General features: G+C 67.3%; 17 protein-coding genes and 1 pseudogene. 3 read left to right on the top strand and 15 right to left on the bottom strand.

Translation table 11 applies throughout. The features are described 5' to 3' along the window. Window positions 1–62: 62 nt before the first annotated feature. The 8 genes from ACOGXA_RS13500 to ACOGXA_RS13465 form a co-directional block, all read right to left on the bottom strand. Window positions 63–1,217 (bottom strand): branched-chain amino acid ABC transporter permease, encoded by a 1,155-nt coding sequence (locus ACOGXA_RS13500; RefSeq protein WP_419924382.1) that lies wholly within the window; start codon window positions 1,215–1,217, stop codon window positions 63–65. Next, the gene (locus tag ACOGXA_RS13495; RefSeq protein ID WP_419924381.1) at window positions 1,217–2,158 is read right to left on the bottom strand and encodes a branched-chain amino acid ABC transporter permease; all 942 of its coding nucleotides are present in this window, start codon (window positions 2,156–2,158) and stop codon (window positions 1,217–1,219) included. The genes ACOGXA_RS13500 and ACOGXA_RS13495 overlap by 1 nt, the downstream gene beginning before the upstream one ends. A gap of 3 nt (window positions 2,159–2,161) precedes the next feature. Next, window positions 2,162–2,875, bottom strand: a complete 714-nt coding sequence (locus tag ACOGXA_RS13490; RefSeq protein WP_419924380.1) for an ABC transporter ATP-binding protein — start codon at window positions 2,873–2,875, stop codon at window positions 2,162–2,164. Then, on the bottom strand, window positions 2,872–3,633 hold the full coding sequence (locus tag ACOGXA_RS13485) for an ABC transporter ATP-binding protein (RefSeq protein ID WP_419924379.1): 762 nt from the start codon (window positions 3,631–3,633) through the stop codon (window positions 2,872–2,874). The genes ACOGXA_RS13490 and ACOGXA_RS13485 overlap by 4 nt, the downstream gene beginning before the upstream one ends. A gap of 45 nt (window positions 3,634–3,678) precedes the next feature. Then, window positions 3,679–3,918, bottom strand: a complete 240-nt coding sequence (locus ACOGXA_RS13480; RefSeq protein WP_419924378.1) for a hypothetical protein — start codon at window positions 3,916–3,918, stop codon at window positions 3,679–3,681. 32 nt (window positions 3,919–3,950) lie between these two features. After that, window positions 3,951–4,496 carry a class I SAM-dependent methyltransferase gene (locus ACOGXA_RS13475; protein WP_419924377.1) on the bottom strand — a complete coding sequence of 182 codons (546 nt, stop codon included), beginning with the start codon at window positions 4,494–4,496 and terminating at the stop codon, window positions 3,951–3,953. Between the two features lie 36 nt (window positions 4,497–4,532). Further along, a complete protein-coding gene (locus ACOGXA_RS13470; RefSeq protein ID WP_419926985.1) occupies window positions 4,533–4,781 on the bottom strand; it encodes a PIN domain-containing protein in 249 nt (82 codons plus the stop codon). A gap of 134 nt (window positions 4,782–4,915) precedes the next feature. Then, window positions 4,916–5,164, bottom strand: a complete 249-nt coding sequence (locus tag ACOGXA_RS13465) for a hypothetical protein (RefSeq protein WP_419924376.1) — start codon at window positions 5,162–5,164, stop codon at window positions 4,916–4,918. A 100-nt stretch (window positions 5,165–5,264) separates the two neighbouring features. Between ACOGXA_RS13465 and ACOGXA_RS13460 the strand changes: the two genes are divergently transcribed. Then, entirely contained in the window at window positions 5,265–9,629 is a 4,365-nt protein-coding gene (locus ACOGXA_RS13460; protein ID WP_419924375.1) for a DEAD/DEAH box helicase, read from the top strand. A 13-nt stretch (window positions 9,630–9,642) separates the two neighbouring features. Here ACOGXA_RS13460 and dnaB read toward each other — a convergent pair whose 3' ends face one another. From dnaB to panB, 6 genes and pseudogenes are all read right to left on the bottom strand, one after another. After that, window positions 9,643–11,022, bottom strand: a complete 1,380-nt coding sequence (gene dnaB, locus ACOGXA_RS13455) for a replicative DNA helicase (protein WP_419924374.1) — start codon at window positions 11,020–11,022, stop codon at window positions 9,643–9,645. Between the two features lie 159 nt (window positions 11,023–11,181). Further along, window positions 11,182–11,628: a 50S ribosomal protein L9 gene (gene rplI, locus ACOGXA_RS13450; protein ID WP_419924373.1), complete on the bottom strand. Its 447-nt coding sequence runs from the start codon at window positions 11,626–11,628 to the stop codon at window positions 11,182–11,184. 248 nt (window positions 11,629–11,876) lie between these two features. Continuing rightward, window positions 11,877–12,125, bottom strand: a pseudogene (gene rpsR / locus ACOGXA_RS13445) (30S ribosomal protein S18); the annotation flags it as partial. Beyond that, complete coding sequence (gene ssb, locus ACOGXA_RS13440) at window positions 12,125–12,586, bottom strand: single-stranded DNA-binding protein (RefSeq protein WP_419924372.1); 462 nt, start codon at window positions 12,584–12,586, stop codon at window positions 12,125–12,127. The pseudogene rpsR and the gene ssb, both read right to left, overlap by 1 nt. Before the next feature lie 15 nt (window positions 12,587–12,601). Then, window positions 12,602–12,958: a 30S ribosomal protein S6 gene (rpsF, locus tag ACOGXA_RS13435; RefSeq protein WP_419924371.1), complete on the bottom strand. Its 357-nt coding sequence runs from the start codon at window positions 12,956–12,958 to the stop codon at window positions 12,602–12,604. 149 nt (window positions 12,959–13,107) lie between these two features. Continuing rightward, complete coding sequence (panB, locus tag ACOGXA_RS13430; RefSeq protein ID WP_419924370.1) at window positions 13,108–13,962, bottom strand: 3-methyl-2-oxobutanoate hydroxymethyltransferase; 855 nt, start codon at window positions 13,960–13,962, stop codon at window positions 13,108–13,110. Between the two features lie 129 nt (window positions 13,963–14,091). Here panB and ACOGXA_RS13425 point away from each other — a divergent pair, with 129 nt between their 5' ends. After that, entirely contained in the window at window positions 14,092–15,489 is a 1,398-nt protein-coding gene (locus ACOGXA_RS13425; protein ID WP_419924369.1) for an amidase, read from the top strand. 39 nt (window positions 15,490–15,528) lie between these two features. Here ACOGXA_RS13425 and ACOGXA_RS13420 read toward each other — a convergent pair whose 3' ends face one another. Then, the gene (locus ACOGXA_RS13420) at window positions 15,529–15,924 is read right to left on the bottom strand and encodes a DUF5318 family protein (protein WP_419924368.1); all 396 of its coding nucleotides are present in this window, start codon (window positions 15,922–15,924) and stop codon (window positions 15,529–15,531) included. A gap of 135 nt (window positions 15,925–16,059) precedes the next feature. Here ACOGXA_RS13420 and ACOGXA_RS13415 point away from each other — a divergent pair, with 135 nt between their 5' ends. Then, the gene (locus ACOGXA_RS13415; protein ID WP_419924367.1) at window positions 16,060–18,504 is read left to right on the top strand and encodes a CaiB/BaiF CoA transferase family protein; all 2,445 of its coding nucleotides are present in this window, start codon (window positions 16,060–16,062) and stop codon (window positions 18,502–18,504) included. Window positions 18,505–18,532 lie beyond the last annotated feature (28 nt).

Here is an 18,532-nt window from a genome sequence, read left to right as displayed (position 1 = left end):
CTCCTGAGATGGGCTCTTCGGTTGGAGCGGTCCTGTAACCCTACGCGGCCACAGCGACAATTTCAGCCCCCAGGCGGCTGGGGCGCCACCGGCATCAGCCGGGACTTGACCTTTCGGAATCCGTGGGCCCCCCCGCCGGGCAGCGCAAAGATGATCACGATCAAAAGGCCGCCCAATATGGCGGTTCCGTAGGGCCCCTCCAAAGCTACGTCGGTGCCCGGCAAAGTCTGGGTCTGGCTCGACCAGTGGGGCACGAACTGGATGGCCAGCCCGCCCACCACCGCCCCGTGCAGGGTTCCCGAGCCGCCCACGATCAGCCCCACGATCAACAAGATGGCCATCGAAAAGCCGAACTCATCGGGCCCCACGAACCCCGAGTGCATGGCCAGCATGGTCCCGGCCACCCCGCCCACCGCGGCGCTGATGCCAAAGCTCAGGGTCTTGTAAGCGGCCAGATTCACCCCGTTGGCCGCCGCCCCCAGCGGGTTGTCCCGAATGGCCACCAAGGCCCGCCCCACCCGGCCGGCCAGGATGTTGCGCACCAGCCAGAAGCACACCAGCGCCACGATCATCAGTAAGAAGTACTTGTACACCGCCTCCTCCTGGCGGCCGGTCAACCCGTCGGGAACCCGAGAACCCACCCCGGGTATGGCGTGCAGCCACTCGGTCACCTTCTCGATGGGCGCCCACGTCGGCGCCACCAGATCGCTGTCTATCAACAGCCCGTTGCTGCCCCCGGTGCGGTCGGCCACGTTGTCGAGTCGGATGATCGACGGGAACACCGCAGCCACCGCAAACGTCAACAGCCCCAGATACAACCCCTGGATCCGCAGGGCGGGCACCCCGAACAGCACCCCGAACACGAACAGCCCCGGAACCACCACTCCCAGGGTGGACACATACGACCAGTGAAACTCATTCACCAGCACCGCAGTGAGGTAAGCCCCCGAGCCCACGAAGAAGCTGTGGCCCAAAGAGAGCTGCCCGCTGTAGCCGGTGGCGATGTTCAGCCCCAAAACGGCCACCATCAGCCCGATGGCCTGGCTCAAGTTGCCCAGCCCCACCGTGTAGCGGTTGCCGAAGATGGTGGGGCTGTAAGTGTCGGCGATCAGAAACGGGATCAGCACCACCACCAGGGCGAACAGCGCCCACCCGATGATCTGGCGCCTCCGGTGTGCCCGGCTGCCCGCGGCCACAACGCCCAACTTGGCCGCCATCACACCCGCTCCACCCGGGTCGATCCGAACAGGCCGGTGGGCCGCACCAAAAGCACCGCCAAGATCACCGCCACCGCGGTGGCCAGGGCCAGCTCGCTCAGGTCCAAGAACGTCACCAAGAGGTTTCGGGCCAGCCCCACCACCAATCCACCGACAACCGCCCCCATCATGGAGTCGAGCCCGCCCAACGCCGCGGCGGCCAGCGAGAAGATCAGCACCCGCAGCATGATGGAGGGCTCCAGCAGCAGGTCGGGCACCACCAGTGCCCCGCCCAGGGTGCCGATGGCCGCGGCCAGCGCCCAGCCGAATCCCAGCGTGGGCCCCACCCGGATGCCCACCAGTCGGGCCGATTCCAGATTCGACGACACCGCCCGAAAGGCCAGCCCCACCCTGGTGCGCGACAACAGCAGATACAACAGCCCCACCACCGCGAACACTGTGCCCAGGTTGCCGATGGTGCGCCAGGTGAGCTGGGCGATGCCCCACTCGATGGGCGCTCCGCTGGGGAACATGCTGGGCAGGCTGCGGGTGCGGAACCCCCACACGATCCCCACCGCCGAGTCGATGATCAACAACAGCCCCAGCGTCACGATCACCAACGGCAGCACATGGTCGGGCGGGAACGGACGGATGAACACCCGCTCGATGAACATTGCCACCAATGAGCTGGCCACCATGGCGCACACCACCGCGACGGCCACCGGCAGCCCCTGCTCCACGCTGAATATGTAGGCCATATACACCCCCAACAGCGCCAAAGAGCCCTGGGCGAAGTTGATGAACCCGGTGGACTTGTAGATCATCACCAGCGCCAGCGCCACCGACGCATAGGTAGCTCCGTCGCTCAGCCCCCTAAAGAACTGGGCCAGCCACAGCTCGCCGTCGGAAAGCTTGTCCAGCGAGATGTCGAACACCCCGAGCAGCGATGCGACAACAACCATCGCTCAATACCCCAGGTACGCCCGGCGGACGTTGTCGTCGGCGGCCAGCTGGTCGGCGGGGCCCGACAGCGCCACCTCCCCGGCCTCCAGCACGTAGGCCACATCGGCCACTCCTAGCGCCAGGCTGGCGTTCTGCTCCACCACCAGCATGGTGGTGCCGGCGGTGGCATTGATCACAGTGAGCTGCTCGAACAAGGACCGGGTGATCATCGGCGCCAACCCCAGCGACGGCTCGTCCAACAGCAGCAGCGATGGCCGCAGCATCAAGGCTCGGGCGATGGCCAGCATCTGCTGTTCCCCCCCGCTCAGCGATCCGGCGGCCTGATTGCGCCGCTCGCCCAGCACCGGGAAGGTCTCGTACCACCGCTCGACGTCGTCCCGCACCTCTGCGTCGGAGCGCACGAACGCCCCGGCCATCAGGTTCTCCTCCACCGAGAGATCGGGGAACGTCCCCCGCCCTTGGGGCACATGGGCCACCCCCCGCCGCACGATTTCGGCGGTGCGGTGCCCGGCCAACTCCTCGCCGGCCAGCTTGATCGACCCCTCGGTCGACACCATGGCGCACAGCGCCCGCAGCGTGGTGGTCTTGCCCGCCCCGTTGGCCCCCAAAATCACCGCGATCTGCCCCTCGGCCACCGAGAAGTCCACCCCGTGCAGCACCTGGATGTTCCCGTAGGCCGCCTTCAGCCCCCGCACCTCCAAATAGGGAGCGCTCACTGCGGGGCTCCCAGATAAGCCTCCACCACCGCGGGGTCGTTCTGCACCTCGGCGGGGGAGCCTTCGGCGATCTTGGCCCCGAAGTCCAGCACCACCACCTTGTCAGATACCCCCATAACCATCCCCATGTGGTGCTCCACCAACAGAAGCGTCAGCGAATGCCGCTCGGCCAGCGCCACCAAAAGCTCGCCCAGCTCGCCCACCTCGGTCTGGGTAAGACCGGTGGCCGGCTCGTCCAGCAGCAACAGCCGGGGCCTGCCCACCAGCGCCCGGGCCAGCTCCACCCGCTTGAGCGTGCCGAACGGCAGCCCGGCGGCGGGGTGGAAGGCCACGTCGGTCAACGACAGCTCGTCCAGCGCATCCCACGCCGTTCGGGCCAGCTCGGCCTCCTCCCGGCCCGACCCCCACCGCAGAGCGGCCCGCAGAGCGCCGATCCGAGAGCGGTGGTGGGCGCCCACCATCACGTTCTGAAGCACGGTCATGCCCGGCCACAGCGCCAGATTCTGAAACGTGCGGCCGATGCCCAGGCCGCTGATGGCATGGGCCGGGCGGGCCAGCAGGTCGGCGCCCTCGAAGGCCACCGTCCCATCCTGGGCGTCGTACACCCTGCTGACCACGTTGAACAGCGTGGTCTTTCCCGCCCCGTTGGGCCCGATCAATCCGCAGATGCTGCCCTCGTCCACGGTGAACGACAGGTCCGCCAGCGCGGTGACCCCGCCAAACCGCACCGTGACCCCCGCCACATCCAACAAGGCCATACTCCACCCGACCCTATCCCGCCCACCTGCGCCGGGCGGGAAGGCTCACCCCCCGATGAGGCTGGCGATGGCCCATATCACGATCACCAGGCCCACCATGATCATCACCACGCTGCGCCCCACCTTCGGCTTGACCGGCTCATCGGGAGCGCCCGGCGGGGGCGGCGGACCCTGTGCCCGCCGTCGGGGCCCCTCGGGATTGATCAGCGCGGCGATGTTGCCCACCGCCAGCGCACCTCCCAGCGCCAGCAGCAAGAACGTGATGATCTCCGGCCCACCCAGCACCCCCCCAGTCTCGCGCCTGTATCCAAGCGCGCCTACACCAAGCGGTGGACCGACACGGCGTAGTCGCCGCCGGCCCACGCCCCCCGCTCCCAAGTCGAATACCGCTCCGAAAGGGCCAATCCAGCCGCATCGCAGTCGGCGTCGTAGCGATCTAGCCCGTAGCCCCCGCCCCGTAGCTGGAACCCGGCCACCAGCGTGCCGCCGAAGGAGATGTGGGCGGCGCAGTGCCCCACCACCGCGGCCTCAGTGCCCGGCGCGGTGAACAGCAGCACGTTGCCCGCCATCACCACCGCGTCAAACGTCTCCCCCAAATCAAACGAGGCCAGGTCGAATTGGTGCCACGCCAGTTCCGGCGCCTTGGCCCGAGCCCCCGAGATCATCTCGTCGTCGACGTCCACCCCCACGGCCTCATACCCCCGCCGGGCCAGCTCAACAGCCACCCGCCCCGTCCCGCACCCGGCGTCCAGCACCCGCCCCAAGCCCCCCAGCAGCGAGTCCACAAAGTCGGCCTCCCCATGCGGGTTGTGCCCCTCAGCGGCCAGCCGCTCCCACCGAGCGTCATAGTCCCTCCTCGACATCCGCCCACCCCAAGTAGATCCCACCCGCGTTGTCTCCTAAATCGAAACGATGCGCACGTCTTGGGCGTACGCCGACAAGGCGCGTAGATCGCCGGAATCAGAGGTGAGCACCGAACCTCCTGGTTCGGCCAGGGCAACTACAAGAGCATCAATCGCTGAGCCTCTCTGGGCACGAGTTCGAAGCCAACCGGCCCTCCGGGCCAATCCGATGTCAATCAATTCCACTACTTCGCATGATTTGAGAAGCAGATTGACTCTGGCGTCTTTTCCTGCGTCACCTTGCATGCACTCAACCAACACAGGTGACGGCACCACCGGTGGCCAAAGCCCTTCGCGCTGGAACCCTCGGATTACATCAGCCGCTTCAAGTGTTGTGCCAGTGAGAAACGAGACTCCGCCCGAATCAACCACGAGTGTCACTAGCTAGCGGTCTGCTCGGAATGGCGGACAATCTGTCCTACGATTTCCTCAGCCCAGGCCTCGCTTTCTGGTGTAGAAGGCCCTACCTCGGCCCGCAGCTCCTCCAAGTACTCCTCACCTGCCTTGATCAGCTCAAGTCGTCGAATCTCCTCCCGAACGGCCTTCTGCAGCATCTCAGAGGCGGGAAATCCGTGCTCTTTGACCGCCGCATGTAGATCATCCGGCAAATAAACCTGCATCCGTGGCATACGCCTAACTATACACACATCACTATCTTTCATCCCCAGATTTCCGTCAGGCCGCCCGCTACCCGCTGAGCCTGTCACAACCGCCCGGTACTCTTTGGCTGTGGCTTTTCCGACTCATGCTGCGCCCCGCGTGGTCGCCGACATCGGCTATGAGTTCCACCCGGCGGTGGCGGCTTGGTTCGAGGGGCGGTTTCCGGGGGGGCCTACTGAGGCGCAGGCTCAGGGGTGGCCGGCTATTGCGTCGGGCAAAGACACGCTGATCGCCGCGCCCACCGGGTCGGGCAAGACCCTGGCCGGGTTCCTCATCGCCATCGACAACCTCTATAAGCGCCACGCCGCTGGCCAAACGGTGGCCAAGGCCAGCCAGGTGGTGTACGTGTCGCCGCTGAAAGCCCTGGCCACCGACATTGCCGAGAACCTGGAGCGCCCTCTGGCCGAGATCGCTGAAATAGCCCGACAACAGGGCTTCGACCCTCCGCCGCTGACGGTGGCGGTGCGCACCGGCGACACCCCGGCTCACACCCGGGCCGCCATGATCAAAAAGCCGGCCAACTTCGTGGTCACCACCCCCGAGTCGCTCTATTTGCTGGTGACCGCGGCCAAGAGCCGCGAGGTGCTGCGCACCGTGGAGACGGTGATCGTCGACGAGATCCACGCCACCGCCCGAGACAAGCGGGGCAGCCACCTGGCCCTCACCCTCGAGCGCCTAGAACACGTGGCCAACAACCGCCCCACCCGCATCGGCCTGTCGGCCACCCAGCACCCCATCGCCACCATCGCCAACCTCCTCACCGGCATCCCCAAAACCCCCGCCGCAGCCGCCACCGCCCCAGCCGCAGCCGAACCCAGCTGCGCCATCGTCGACACTGGCCACCAGCGAAACCTCGACATCCGCTTGGAGCTGATCGACGACGAGCTCGAATCGGTGATCTCCCACGCCCAGATGGACCAGATCCTCGACCGCATGGCCACCCTCATCGGAGAGCATCACACCACCATCGTGTTCGTCAACACCCGGCGCCTGTCGGAGCGCATCGCCCACCAACTGGCCGAGCGCCTGGGCGAGGATGCGGTGGCCGCCCACCACGGCTCTTTGTCCACTGAGCGCCGCTACCGCACCGAGCATCGCCTCCGCGCCGGCGATCTCAAGGCCCTGGTGGCCACCGCATCCCTGGAGCTGGGCATCGACATCGGCCCGGTCGAGCTGGTGTGCCAGGTGGGCTCCCCCCGCAGCATTGCCACCTTCCTCCAGCGGGTGGGCCGCTCCAACCACAGCCGCCACGGCACACCCAAGGGCCGCCTGTGGCCCCTCACCCGAGACGAGCTCATCGAATCCCTCGCCCTCATCGGTGCCGTCCACCAGGGCCAACTCGACGCCATCTGTCCCCCGCAAGCCCCCCTCGACATCTTGGTGCAGCAGCTCATCGCCGAAGCCGCCGCCGACGACAACCACACCGTCGATGGCCTCTATCAGATGTTCACCAGGGCGGCCCCGTTCGCCAGCCTCCCCAGAGAGCAGTTCGACGAGGCCATACAGCAGGCTGCTCGGGGAGTGGTCACCGGCCGGGGTCCCCGAGGCGCCTACCTTCACTACGACTCCGTCAACCAAGAGGTGCGGGGGCGACGGGGCGCCCGGCTGGCCGCCCTCACCTCCGGTGGGGCCATCGGCGAGAACGGCGACTACCGGGTGGTGGCCGAGCCCGACGACACCTTCATCGGCACCGTCAACGAGGACTGGGCGGTGGAGTCGATGGCCGGCGACATCTTTTTGCTCGGCTCCCACTCTTGGCGCATCAAACAGGTGGTTGCCGGCACTGTGCGGGTGATCGACGCCGGCGACGCCCCGCCCACCGTCCCCTTCTGGCTCGGCGAGGCCCCCGCCCGCACCACCGAGCTGTCCCAGCAGGTGTCCGCTTTGCGCGCCTCCATCAAAGAACTCCTGCCCGAAGACCCCGAAGTCAACCCCCTCGACGACATCGCCCTTGCCCGTGCCGCCGAACAGTTGGCCCATACCCACGACACCACCGCAGAGATCGCCGAGCAGGCCGTCACCTACATAGCCGCGGCCAAAGCCTCCCTCGGCACAGTCCCCACCCACACCGACATCGTGTTCGAGCGCTTCTTCGACGACACCGGCGGCCAGCAGCTCGTGGTCCACTCGCCCTACGGTGGGCGCATCAACCGGGCCTTCGGCCTGGCCTTGCGCAAGCGCTTGTGCCGCCGCTTCGACTTCGAGCTCCAGGCCGCGGCCAACGACAACGCCATCATCTTGTCGCTCGGTCCCCACCACAGCTTCCCCCTCAGCGACGTCCCCGCCTTTTTGCACCCGGACTCGGTGGAGGAGGTGCTGACCCAAGCCGTGCTCGACTCTCCCATGTTCACCGCCCGGTGGCGCTGGAACCTGAACCGGGCGCTGGTGGTGCTCCGCAGCCGGGGCGGAAAGCGCAACCCACCCCCCATCCAGCGCATGGAGGCCGACGACATCATGGCCGCCGTGTTCCCCGGCGCCGCCGCCTGCCAGGAGAACGTCGCCGGACCCATCGAGATCCCCGACCACCTGCTGGTGCGCCAAACCCTCCACGACACTCTCCACGAAGCCCTCGACGTCGACGGCCTCAAACAACTCCTCACCGATATCCGCTCCGGGCAGGTCCGCACCCACTTCTGCGACACCGCTGAGCCCTCCCCGCTCAGCCACGAGATCGTCAACGCCCGCCCCTATGCCTTCTTGGACGACGCCGAAATAGTCGACCGCCGCACCAACGCCGTCACCGTCCCAAGAGGCCTCCGCCCAAGAAACGACCGCCAACCCCCCACCCTCGACCAACCAGCCCTCTCCCAAATCACCCCCGACGCCATAACCCAAGTAATCGAAGAAATAACCCCCGACCCAAGAACCCCCGACGAACTCCACGACCTCCTGACCACACTGGTAACCACCCACCCCCACCCCGAATGGACCGATCTCTACAACGAACTCGAATCCAAAGGCCGAGCCCAAACCATCCAATCCCCCACCAACACCCCCCTCTGGACCACCACAGAACTGTCCGAAACCGCCCTAACCCCCGAAATGGCAATAGAAAAGATCCGCGGCCACCTAGAAATCACCGGCCCCACCACCCCCGAAGAACTGGCAAAAAAGACTGCCCTGACTCTCCCCACCGTCCAACAGTCATTGGCCGCCCTCGAATCCGAAGGCACCGCCATGCGCGCCAACCACCTACCGGTCCAACCCACCCCCAACCAACAAAAAAAGGGGGGTGCTCCCCACGCCGGTGGATCGCGCGAAACATGGTGCTCAAGACGCTTGCTCCAACGAATGTCCTACCTGTCCCGAAGGCAAAAGCGCGCCTCTATCCAACCCGCCTCCGCCCAAGACTTCATGCGCTTCCTCCTCGACTGGCACCGCCTGACTCCCGACACCACGGTTCGAGGCCGCCCCGGCCTCACCAAGATCCTCGAGCAACTCCAGGGCCTTGATCTCCCGGCCGGAACCTGGGAGAAGCAGATCATCGCCCAGCGACTGCCCGACTACAACCCCCTCTGGCTCGACGAGCTCTGCTACCGCGGCGAGCTCGCCTGGCTCAGGCTCAGCCCGCCCACTACCCCCGCCAAGGCCAACACGATGGCCCCTCGAAAAGCTACGCCCATCACCCTTGCCTTTCGAGAAGACCTTCCCTGGCTACTGGCCGCCGCCCGCACCCGCGATCTTGAATGCCCCGAATCCGGCCCCATCCAAGAAATCGCCGACATCCTCGCTGCCCAAGGCGCCAGTTTTCTGCCCGACCTGGCCGCAGCCACCCACCGGTTGCCCGACGACATCGAGCGGGCCCTCTGGAGCGGCGTCGCCCTCGGCCTGTTCACCGCCGACGGGTTCGCCGCCGTCCGGTCGCTGCTGAGCCGCCCCAGTCGCCGCCCCACCCGCCACCGCCCTGGTCAGGGCCTCCGCTCGCAGGCTCTCAGAACTCGGGCAATGCGCGTCAATCGCGGCCATAACAGCCAGCAGCAGCAAGTCCCCGCCGCCCCCGGCCGCTGGTCGCTCGTTCCCCAGGCTGAGCACTTTCCCCTTGAAGACCTTGCCGAGGCCGCCGCGCACCAAATGCTTACCTGCTGGGGTGTGGTGTTTCGCGACCTCGCCCACCACCCGGCCAGCCCCATCGCTACTCCCTGGCGAGAGATCCTCAAGGCCCTGCGCCGCTTTGAGGACAGAGGCCTGGTCCGCGGCGGCCGCTTCGTCACCGGTTTCAGCGGCGAGCAGTTCGCCCTCCCCGCCGCGGCCGAACAGCTCCAAACCGCCGTCCACCGTCCTCGCACCGGCCAAACCATCAACATCGCCGCCTGCGACCCCCTCAACCTCACCGGCATCCTCTTCGAGGGCCCCCGGACTCCCGCCACCCCCAACAACACCATCTCCTACACCGACGGGCGCCCTATCCCATCCGGCGATAGGCCATCAACCTGACAGCACCCGCTGATTACGCCCCCCGGGCCATGTTGGCAAAGCGGGTGTGGTTGTTGATGAAGGCCAGGCTGGCTTTGCCGGTAGGTCCGGTGCGGTGTTTGGCCACCAGTACTTCGGCGATGCCGGCGTCTTGGGTTTCGGGGTTGTATAACTCGTCGCGATACAAGAACATGACAATGTCGGCGTCCTGCTCGATGGAGCCCGACTCCCGCAGGTCGGCGAGTATCGGCCGTTTATCCTGGCGCTGCTCCAGATTCCGAGAAAGCTGGGACAGCGCCACTACCGGGCATTGCAGTTCACGGGCCAGGATCTTGAGGCCTCGGCTGATCTCGGAGACCTCTACTTGGCGGTTCTCGGCGGAGTGGCGACCGGTCATGAGCTGGAGGTAGTCGACGATGATCATGCCAAGGTCGCCAGTTTGGCTGCGCAACCGCCGGGATTTGCCCCTGATCTCCATGATGGTCACCGCAGGGTTGTCGTCGATCCAGATGGGCGCGTCGGCGAGGCGTCCCAAAGCGTTGCTGATGTCGGTCCAGTCCTGGTCGGTGAGTTTGCCGGTGCGTACCCGGCTGGCGTCCACCCGGGCCTCAGCGCACAGGATCCGCTGGCTGATCTCGAGTTGGCTCATCTCCAGCGAGAAGACCAGCACCGGCTTGCCCGCCCGGATGGCGGCGTGGGCGGCCATGCCCAAGGCGAAGCTGGTTTTCCCCACCGAGGGCCGAGCACCGACCACCACGAGGGTGTTGGGCTGGAGTCCGCTGGTGATCGCGTCCAAGTCGTTGTAACCGGTGGGGGTGCCGGTGATGACCTCGCCCTGCTCGTAGAGCTTCTCGATGCGCTCCAAGTTGGCCGGCAGGAGTTCGGCCAGGCTGGCCGTGGTGTCGCCCATGCGGTCGGCGGCCAGCCGGTACACCATCGCTTCGGCTGAGTCAACAGTCTTGACCACATCGTCGGCACCCTCGTAGCCCAATTCGGCGATCTCCCCGCCGACCTCGATCAGCTTCCTGAGCGTGGCAGCCTCATGCACGATGTTGGCGTACTTGGCCGCATTGGCCGACGCCGGAGTGCCGGTCTGGAGTCTCACCAATGCGGCGTTGCCCCCCACTTTGTCGGCCAAGCCCAGCCGATTCAGCTCGGCGGCCACCGTCACCGCATCGGCAGGCTCCCCCTTGGCGTACAGCGAGCACACTGCCTCGTACACATGAGCATTCGCAGGCCGATAGAAATGTCCGGGGCGGATCAAGTTCACCGCATCCGCGATGGCATCGCGGCTCAACAGCATTGCCCCCAACAGCGCCTCCTCGGCCTCGAGGTCATGGGGCGGCACCCGCCCTGAGCGGCCCGGCGAGGACGAGTAGCCGCCGCCGTCGGAGTATTGGAAGGGATCGCTCACAGCTGTGCCCAGAGTACCGATGACCAGTGACAGTTATATGGGGTCGAATCGGAGGCCACGGTTGACTACTTTCGCGGATCCCCGTTGTGGGCCGCTAGGGGAAGGCCCGTGGATATGGGTGGATAACCTGGGGATTTGCCAAAGTAGGCTTCCCTGGGGCTATTGGGTGGCAATTACCTCCACGGTGATGGGGAACTCCACCTCTGGATGCGGTTTGGCCGTCACCATGTGACTGCCCAGTTCCTTGATCCCCTCGGAGGACAGTGCCTTGCGCTCCAACATGATGTTGGCCTGCTCGGCCACCGCCCGCACAACGTCGGCGGTGGTTACCGAGCCGAAGAGCTTGCCCTCCGCTCCAGCGCGAGCCGCAATGTGGATGGGGGTGGACACCAGCCTGCTGGCCATTTCCTGGGCCTCGGCCAGTTCCTTGGCATCCCGCAACTCACGCGAGCGGCGCATGCGCTCCGCTTGGCGCTCCGCCCCGGCTGAGGACTTGAAGGCCTTGCCGGCAGGGATCAAGAAGTTGCGGGCGTAGCCGTCGGCCACTTCCACTACATCGCCCTTCTTGCCCAGACCGTCCACGCTTTCACGCAGTACGACATTCATTGCGCCGTCTCCTCGCCGCCGCCCATCGCGCCCGCCGGCTGCTCAGCGCTCGGCGCCGGTATTGCCACCTCGTCGACGGCTGCTTCAGCAATCATTGCGTCGCCGCCGGCCTCGGGGGCGTCCATCTCGGCGCCGTCTGCTTCCGGCGACCCCCGCAGGCCTGGTGGCGGGGCTGTTGGCTGGGGGGCCGGCCCGTCGACGCGGTTGTCGTCGCGCGACCGGGTTGCACTGCGCTGGGTGGTGATCCGGTTGTTGTAGGGCAGCAGCGCCATCTCCCGGGCGTTCTTGATGGCCCGGGCGATCTCTTTCTGCTGCTGCTGGTTGTTGCCGGTTACCTGCCGGGCCCGGATCTTGGCCCGGTCGGACATGAACCGCCGCAACAGATTGATGTCTTTCCAGTCCACGTAGCCAATGCTCTCTTGGGTGAGGACGCTGACCTTCTTCTTGCGGCGCCGGCTGTTGTCCTTGGCCCTCGGCTTCTTGAGTCCTTTTGCCATTAGAACGGCTCCTCGTCGAGGTCGTACCCCTGTGGCTGGTTACGGGGTGGGCGCCCGCCTCCGCCGCCTTGGTTGCGGCCCCCGCCACCGCCGTCGCGCCTCTCGTTCTTGATCACCTCGACGGTGGCCCAGCGCAAGCTGGGGGATACCTCGTCGGCGATGATCTCGATCTTGCTGCGGCGGTCGCCGTCCTGGGTCTCCCAAGACCGCTGCTCCATTCGCCCGCTGACGACCACCCGAGTGCCTTTCACCAAGCTCTCGCTGACGTTCTCGGCCAGGGTGTTCCAGCAGGTCACGTCGAAGAACGACACCTGTTCTTCGGTCTCGTTGGTCTGGCGGTTCTGCCAGCGCCGGTTCCAGGCCAGCCCGAATGTGGCCACGGCGCTGCCGCCGGGGGTGAATCGAAGCTCGGGATCTCTGGTGATGTTCCCGGTAACGGTAACCGTGTTGTCGAATGCCATCTCTGTCTCCTTGAATTACCCGGCCGCAGCCAGGGGAGTACCGCCGCCCAGCAGGCCGCGTCGTGCGGCTTCAGCGTCAGGCAGACGGATCAGCTTGTGGCGGACCACATCGTCCGCAAGTCGGAGGAGACGTTCCAATGTGCCCATGTCGCGCGTCTCGGTCGCAAACTCGAGAACCAGATAGTAGCCCTCGTGTTGATGGTTGATCTCATAGGCGAAGCGGCGCTTGCCCCACCGGTCTTCAGACATCACCTGACCACCTTGGGAGGTGATGTTCTCGGCAACCTGCTCGATACGGGCGACCACATCGGATTCCTCGACGCCCGCATCCATGATGATCATCAATTCGTATGCTCGCATGGCGAGCTTCACCTCCCTACGGTCCCGGCTCCAGCCGGGGCCCCGATCGCCGGGGCAGGGTCTTGTTTTGGAAAAACCCTACCGGACTTCTCGGGACTTCACTGCATCGGCTCCATTATCTCGCAGGGTGTGACAGTTGCAGTGGGGCCGGGGAGCGGCCGCTATCCCTGGTGGCCGTACAGGCCGAGCGCGATCACCTCGTCGGGGTCCATCTCGTAGCACTCTGCGGCATTGGGGAAGGCGCCGCCGCGCACATCGGCCGCGAACCGGGCCAGGGCGTCCACGCCGTCGGCGTGCATTGATGCGTAGCGGCGCACGAACCGGGGGAGCATCCGGGTTTCCAGCCCCAGCACATCGTGAATCACCAGCACCTGGCCGTCGCAGTCGCCGCCTGCGCCGATGCCTATGGTGGGCACGTCCACCGCGTCGGTGACCATCTGGCCCACTGCCGCGGGAATGCCCTCCAGCACGATGGCGAAGCATCCGGCGTGGGCCAGCGCCTTGGCGTCGGCCACCAGCCCCAGCGCAGCCTCGCTGTTGCGCCCTTGCACCCGGTAGCCGCCCTGGGCCAGCATCGACTGGGGGGTGAGCCCCAGATGGCCCATAACCGGCACCTCGGCCGAGATGATGGCCTCGATCATCGGCACCCGCTCCGATCCGCCCTCCAGCTTCACCCCCTGGGCCCCGGCCCGCACCAGGGTGGCCGCGTTGGTCACCGTGTCGGCGGCCGACACGTGGTAGCTCATCCACGGCATGTCGGCCACCACCATCGCCCGGGGGCGAGTGCGGGCCACCGCCGCGGCGTGGTGGGCCATCTCGTCGACGGTCACGCTCATGGTGTCGTCGTGGCCCAGCACCACCATGGCCACCGAGTCGCCCACCAGAATTAGATCGGCGCCGGCTTCGTCGGCCATGCGCGCGCTGGGCGCGTCGTAGGCGGTGAGCATGACGAGCGGGTCGGCACCCAGGCTTCGCTTGCGTCTGCTGATAGCCAGCGCGGTGAGCTTCGTGCCCATCGTCGTTCTCCTTCCCCGTCCAGCGCACTCCGGCTGCCGGCGGTAGTGCCCAACCATAGCCCACCACTCCCTCCCCCGCGCCACCCCGCGCCTGCATCTAGGGGGTGGTTGGCCGCTAGCTTCGGGGACATGGACGACTTGTTGGACCGGAGCGATGCAGTAGGGCTGGCCGATGCCATTCGGGCCGGCGAGGTGTCGGAGGCCGAGGTGTTGGAGGCCACCATGGCCCGCATCGACGAGCACAACCCCGAGCTGAACGCCATCACCACGGTGGTGGCGCCCGAGCCGGCGGCCGACGGGCGGCTGCGGGGGGTGCCGTTCGCCATCAAAGACCTGCATTTTGCCATGCGGGGCACGGTCACCACCCACGGGTCGCAGTACTTCGCCGACGCGCCGGTGGACGACCACGACGCCGAGGTGGTGCGCCGCTACCGGGCGGCGGGGATGGTGCTGGTGGGCCGCACCAACTCGCCCGAGCTCGGCCTGTCGACCACTACCGAGCCCGCCCTGTTCGGCCCGTGCGCCAACCCGCTGGACGTAGGCCGCAGCGCGGGCGGCTCCAGCGGCGGGGCGGCATCGGCAGTGGCGTCGGGGATGCTGACGGTGGCCCACGCCTCCGACGGGGGCGGCTCCATCCGCATCCCGTCGTCGGCCTGCGGGCTGTTCGGGCTCAAGCCCAGCCGGGGCCGGGTGAGCTTCGGCCCCGACGCCGGCGAGGGGTGGAGCGGCTATTCCTGCACCCATGTGATCTCCCGCACGGTGCGCGACAGCGCCGTGCTGTTAGACCTCACCTCCGGCCTGGCCCCCGGCGACCCCTATGTGGCCCCTGCTCCCGACCAGACATTCGAGGCGGCCATTGCCGCCCCGCCGCCCTCGCTGCGGATCGCGGTATGGGACGGCTCGGCCGACGGGATCGAGCTCGACTCGACAGCCCGGGGAGCGCTGGACGCCGCGGTGGCGCTGTGCGAGGAGCTCGGACACCGGTTGGAAGAGGCCGACTTGCCGGTGCGCCGGGGCATGGGCGGCCCGCAGGGGGTTATCACCTCCTCCAACATCGCTGCGCTGATGGTGCGTCGGGAGGCCCAGTGCGGACGGCCCCCCGGCGCCGACGACCTGGAGCCGGTGGCCGCTTCGCTGGCCGCCCGGGGTGCCACCCTCACCGGCCCCGAATACGCCCAGGCGGTGCTGGACAGCCATCTGATGGGCCGGATGATGGGCCAATACCACGAATCGGGGATCGACCTGGTGCTCACCCCCACCCTGGCCCGGGTGCCGCCGCCATTGGGTGAGCTGGTGGCCACCGGCGACGATGTGGCCGAGTGGGGCGCCCGCCAAGGTGCCTATAGCCCGTTCTGCGCCATGGCCAACGCCACCGGCCAGCCGGCCATGTCGGTGCCGCTGCACTGGGACGACCGGGGCCTTACCGTGGGCAGCCACTTCATCGCCCCCTTCGGCGCCGAGGCCCTGCTGTTGCAGCTGGCCGCCCAACTGGAGCAGGCCCAACCCTTCTGGCCCCAGCCGCGGTAGAGCAGGACAGGCAGCAGGGTTGGAGTCGACCGGCGCCGGTCAGCGGGGCTGGAGCACGTAGCTGCGGAGCAGGTGGTTCCAGCGGCAGTCGGGGCACACCTCCACCTCGTAGCAGGTGAATCGGCCCTTGCGCCGGGCCAGCTTGGCGATCTCCTCGGCGTAGCTTATGCAGCGGCCGTGGGCCGGCAGACGGGGCCCGAACACGTATGACACCAGAGCCAGATCGCCCCCTTGGCACACCGGGCACTGCTCCCCCGCGGCGGTTCCCACCTCTCGGCCGGCCCGCACCAGTTCTGGGTGGGCGTCGCACACGTCGCTGGCCATGCGGGTGCCGCTCTTGAGGCGGTGCAGCACATGGGCCCGCACCAACCGGTAGTCCACCGTCGAGGCGGGCTCGGGCTGAACCCCTATCGCTGCGACCATCGGGTCGGCCATCGCCACAGAGTAGCCACATCTGTCAAGGGCGCGGTCGCTCGAATGGCCGACGGCCCCTGTCGGCATTCCGATAAAATCCGGCGGCTTTGCCAGCGAAGTCCCTGCATTCTGCGCCCACTACTGTGGGCTCATGGCGTGTACCCCCACCGCCGCGCCGCCACGATGAGCGGCGCCCTCGAAGGCGTAAGAATCCTTGACCTGTCCACCCGGATGGCCGAAGCCACCGGGAAGACTCTGGCCGACCTGGGGGCCGAGGTAATCAAGGTGGAGCCCCCCGGGGGGTGCGACGCCCGCTCTGCCCCGCCGTTCGCCCAAGACGGCCGCTCGCTGTTCTGGGAGGCGTGGGGCTTGGGCAAGCACAGCGTGGTGTGCGACATCGACACCCCCGAAGGCCAGGGTCAGCTCAGAGCCCTGGTGGCGGGTGCCGATGTGCTGGTGGAGTCATTCGCCCCCGGCCACCTGGCCGGCCTCGGTCTCGGCCCCGACGATCTGGCTGCCGTCAACCCCGCCCTGGTGTATGTGTCGGTGACCCCGTTCGGCTTCGATGTGCCCGACGCCACCGCTCCCATGGTCGACCTGACTTTGTCGGCCGCCGGCGGGCTGTTGGCCATGCAGGGCGATCACGACCGGGTGCCCACCCCGGTGGGATACCCGGAGACGTCGTTTCTGGGGGCCATGCAGGCCGCGGCCGACGCCGCCATGGCGCTGTGCGAGCGCGACCGCAGCGGAGGGGGCCAGCACCTAGACAGCTCCATGCAGGCCGCGGTGATGTGGTCGCTCATGTCGATCACCAGCTACGCCGCCCTGGGCCAGGACTTTCCCGGCCGAGGCGACGACCGGGCCGAGGCGACCCACCCCGAGATCGTGCCCGGTGTGCCGATGCCGGTGATCGAGCCCTGCGCCGACGGCTATGTGGGCATGACGCTGGTGCTGGGCGAGCAGGGCAACCGGGGGATGAAATCGCTCATGGCCTGGGTGATCGAAGAGGGCGCGCTCGACGACGGACTGGTGGACGTGGCCTGGGACGCCTGGCTGGAGATGCTGGCCGACAAGACCCTGAGCCCTGAACAAGCCGCCATTGCCATCAACGACCTCTTGGCGTTCATCAAGACCAAGACCCAGGCCGAGATCCAGGAGCGGGCGGTGGCCGGCAAGATGCTGGTGGCCCCTTGCTTCACCACGGCCCGCCTGGCCGACGACCCCCAACTGGCTGCCCGGGACTTCTGGGTGGAGATCGACGGCGCCGTTCACGCCGGGCCGTTCGCCAAGATGTCGGCCACCCCCATCGTCTATCGCCATCTTGCCCCTGAGCTGGGCCAGCACCAGGAGTTGCTCGACGGCCTCGATTCCGTTTCCCGGCCAACAGCCGACGGCAAAGTGTGGGCGGTTCCCCGAGGCTCGCTGTTCGAAGGCCTGAAGGTGGCCGACTTGTCGTGGATCGCGGCGGGACCGCTCATCTCCAAAGATCTGGCCAACCTGGGGGCCACCGTGATCCGGGTGGAGACCGAGGCCCGCCTCGACACCCTGCGCTGGATTCCACCCCATCTGCCCCACGCCTCGCCGATGAGCGCCGGGCACCCCATGGCCAACATGAACCAGTCGAAGCTCGGTTTGGGGCTCAACTTCACCATCGCCGAGGCGAAGGCGGTCATCGACCGGATGATCGAGTGGGCCGACGTGGTGGTGGAGAACTACACCCCCGGCACCGCCGACCGCATGGGCTTCGGCTACGAGCGCGTCCGTGAGCTGAACCCCGCCGCGGTGATGCTTTCGAGCTGCATGCGGGGCCAGACCGGCCCCGAGGCCCGCCACACCGGCTTCGGGCTCCACGGGGCATGTCTGGGCGGCTTCGCGGCCATCACCGGCTGGCCCGACCGGACCCCCCATGTTCCCTGGGGGGCCTACACCGACTTCATATCCCCCCGCTACGCCCTGTCTGCCCTCGCCGCGGCACTGCACCACCGCAACCGCACCGGGGAGGGCCAGTACATAGACCTGTCCCAGATTGAGGCCTCCATACATTTTCTCGCCCCACTGGTGCTGGAATTTCGCGACAGCGGCCGGGTGCGCACCCAGGCCGGGCTGAGCTCCGAGCGGGCCGCTCCCCATGGGGTGTACCGCGTAGCGGGCACCGAGCGCTTCTGCGCGGTGGCCACCGAGACCGACGAGCAGTGGGAAGCCCTGCGCTCGGTGGTGCCCGAGTTGAGCAAGGTGGACGACCGGTGGTCTGAGACCGCGGCCGCCGATGAGATCTTGGCCGCCTGGTTTGTCTCCCGCGACGGCTTCGAGGCTGCCCAAGAACTCCGCAACGCCGGCGTGCCCGCCTATATGGCTCTGCGGGCCAGCGACTTCTACGCCGACCCCAACCTGGTGGCTCGGGAGTTCTTCATCGAACTGGACCACGGCGCCATCGGCACCATGACCTTCGACGGCCCCGTCACCTTGTTCTCCGCCACCCCCGCCCGCCCCTGGCGGGCCGGCCCCCTGGTTGGCGAGCACACCCAGCAGGTCATGTCGGAGATTCTCGGCTTCTCCGACGACGAGATCACCGCCCTAGCCGCCACCGGAGCACTCACCTAAGTTCCGCTCCCGCCACCGAAAGGAGGCA

The sequence above is a fragment of the Candidatus Poriferisocius sp. genome (assembly GCF_965208475.1).
Lineage (GTDB): Bacteria > Actinomycetota > Acidimicrobiia > Acidimicrobiales > Bin134 > Poriferisocius.
This window is presented reverse-complemented; position numbering and strand designations above follow the sequence as displayed.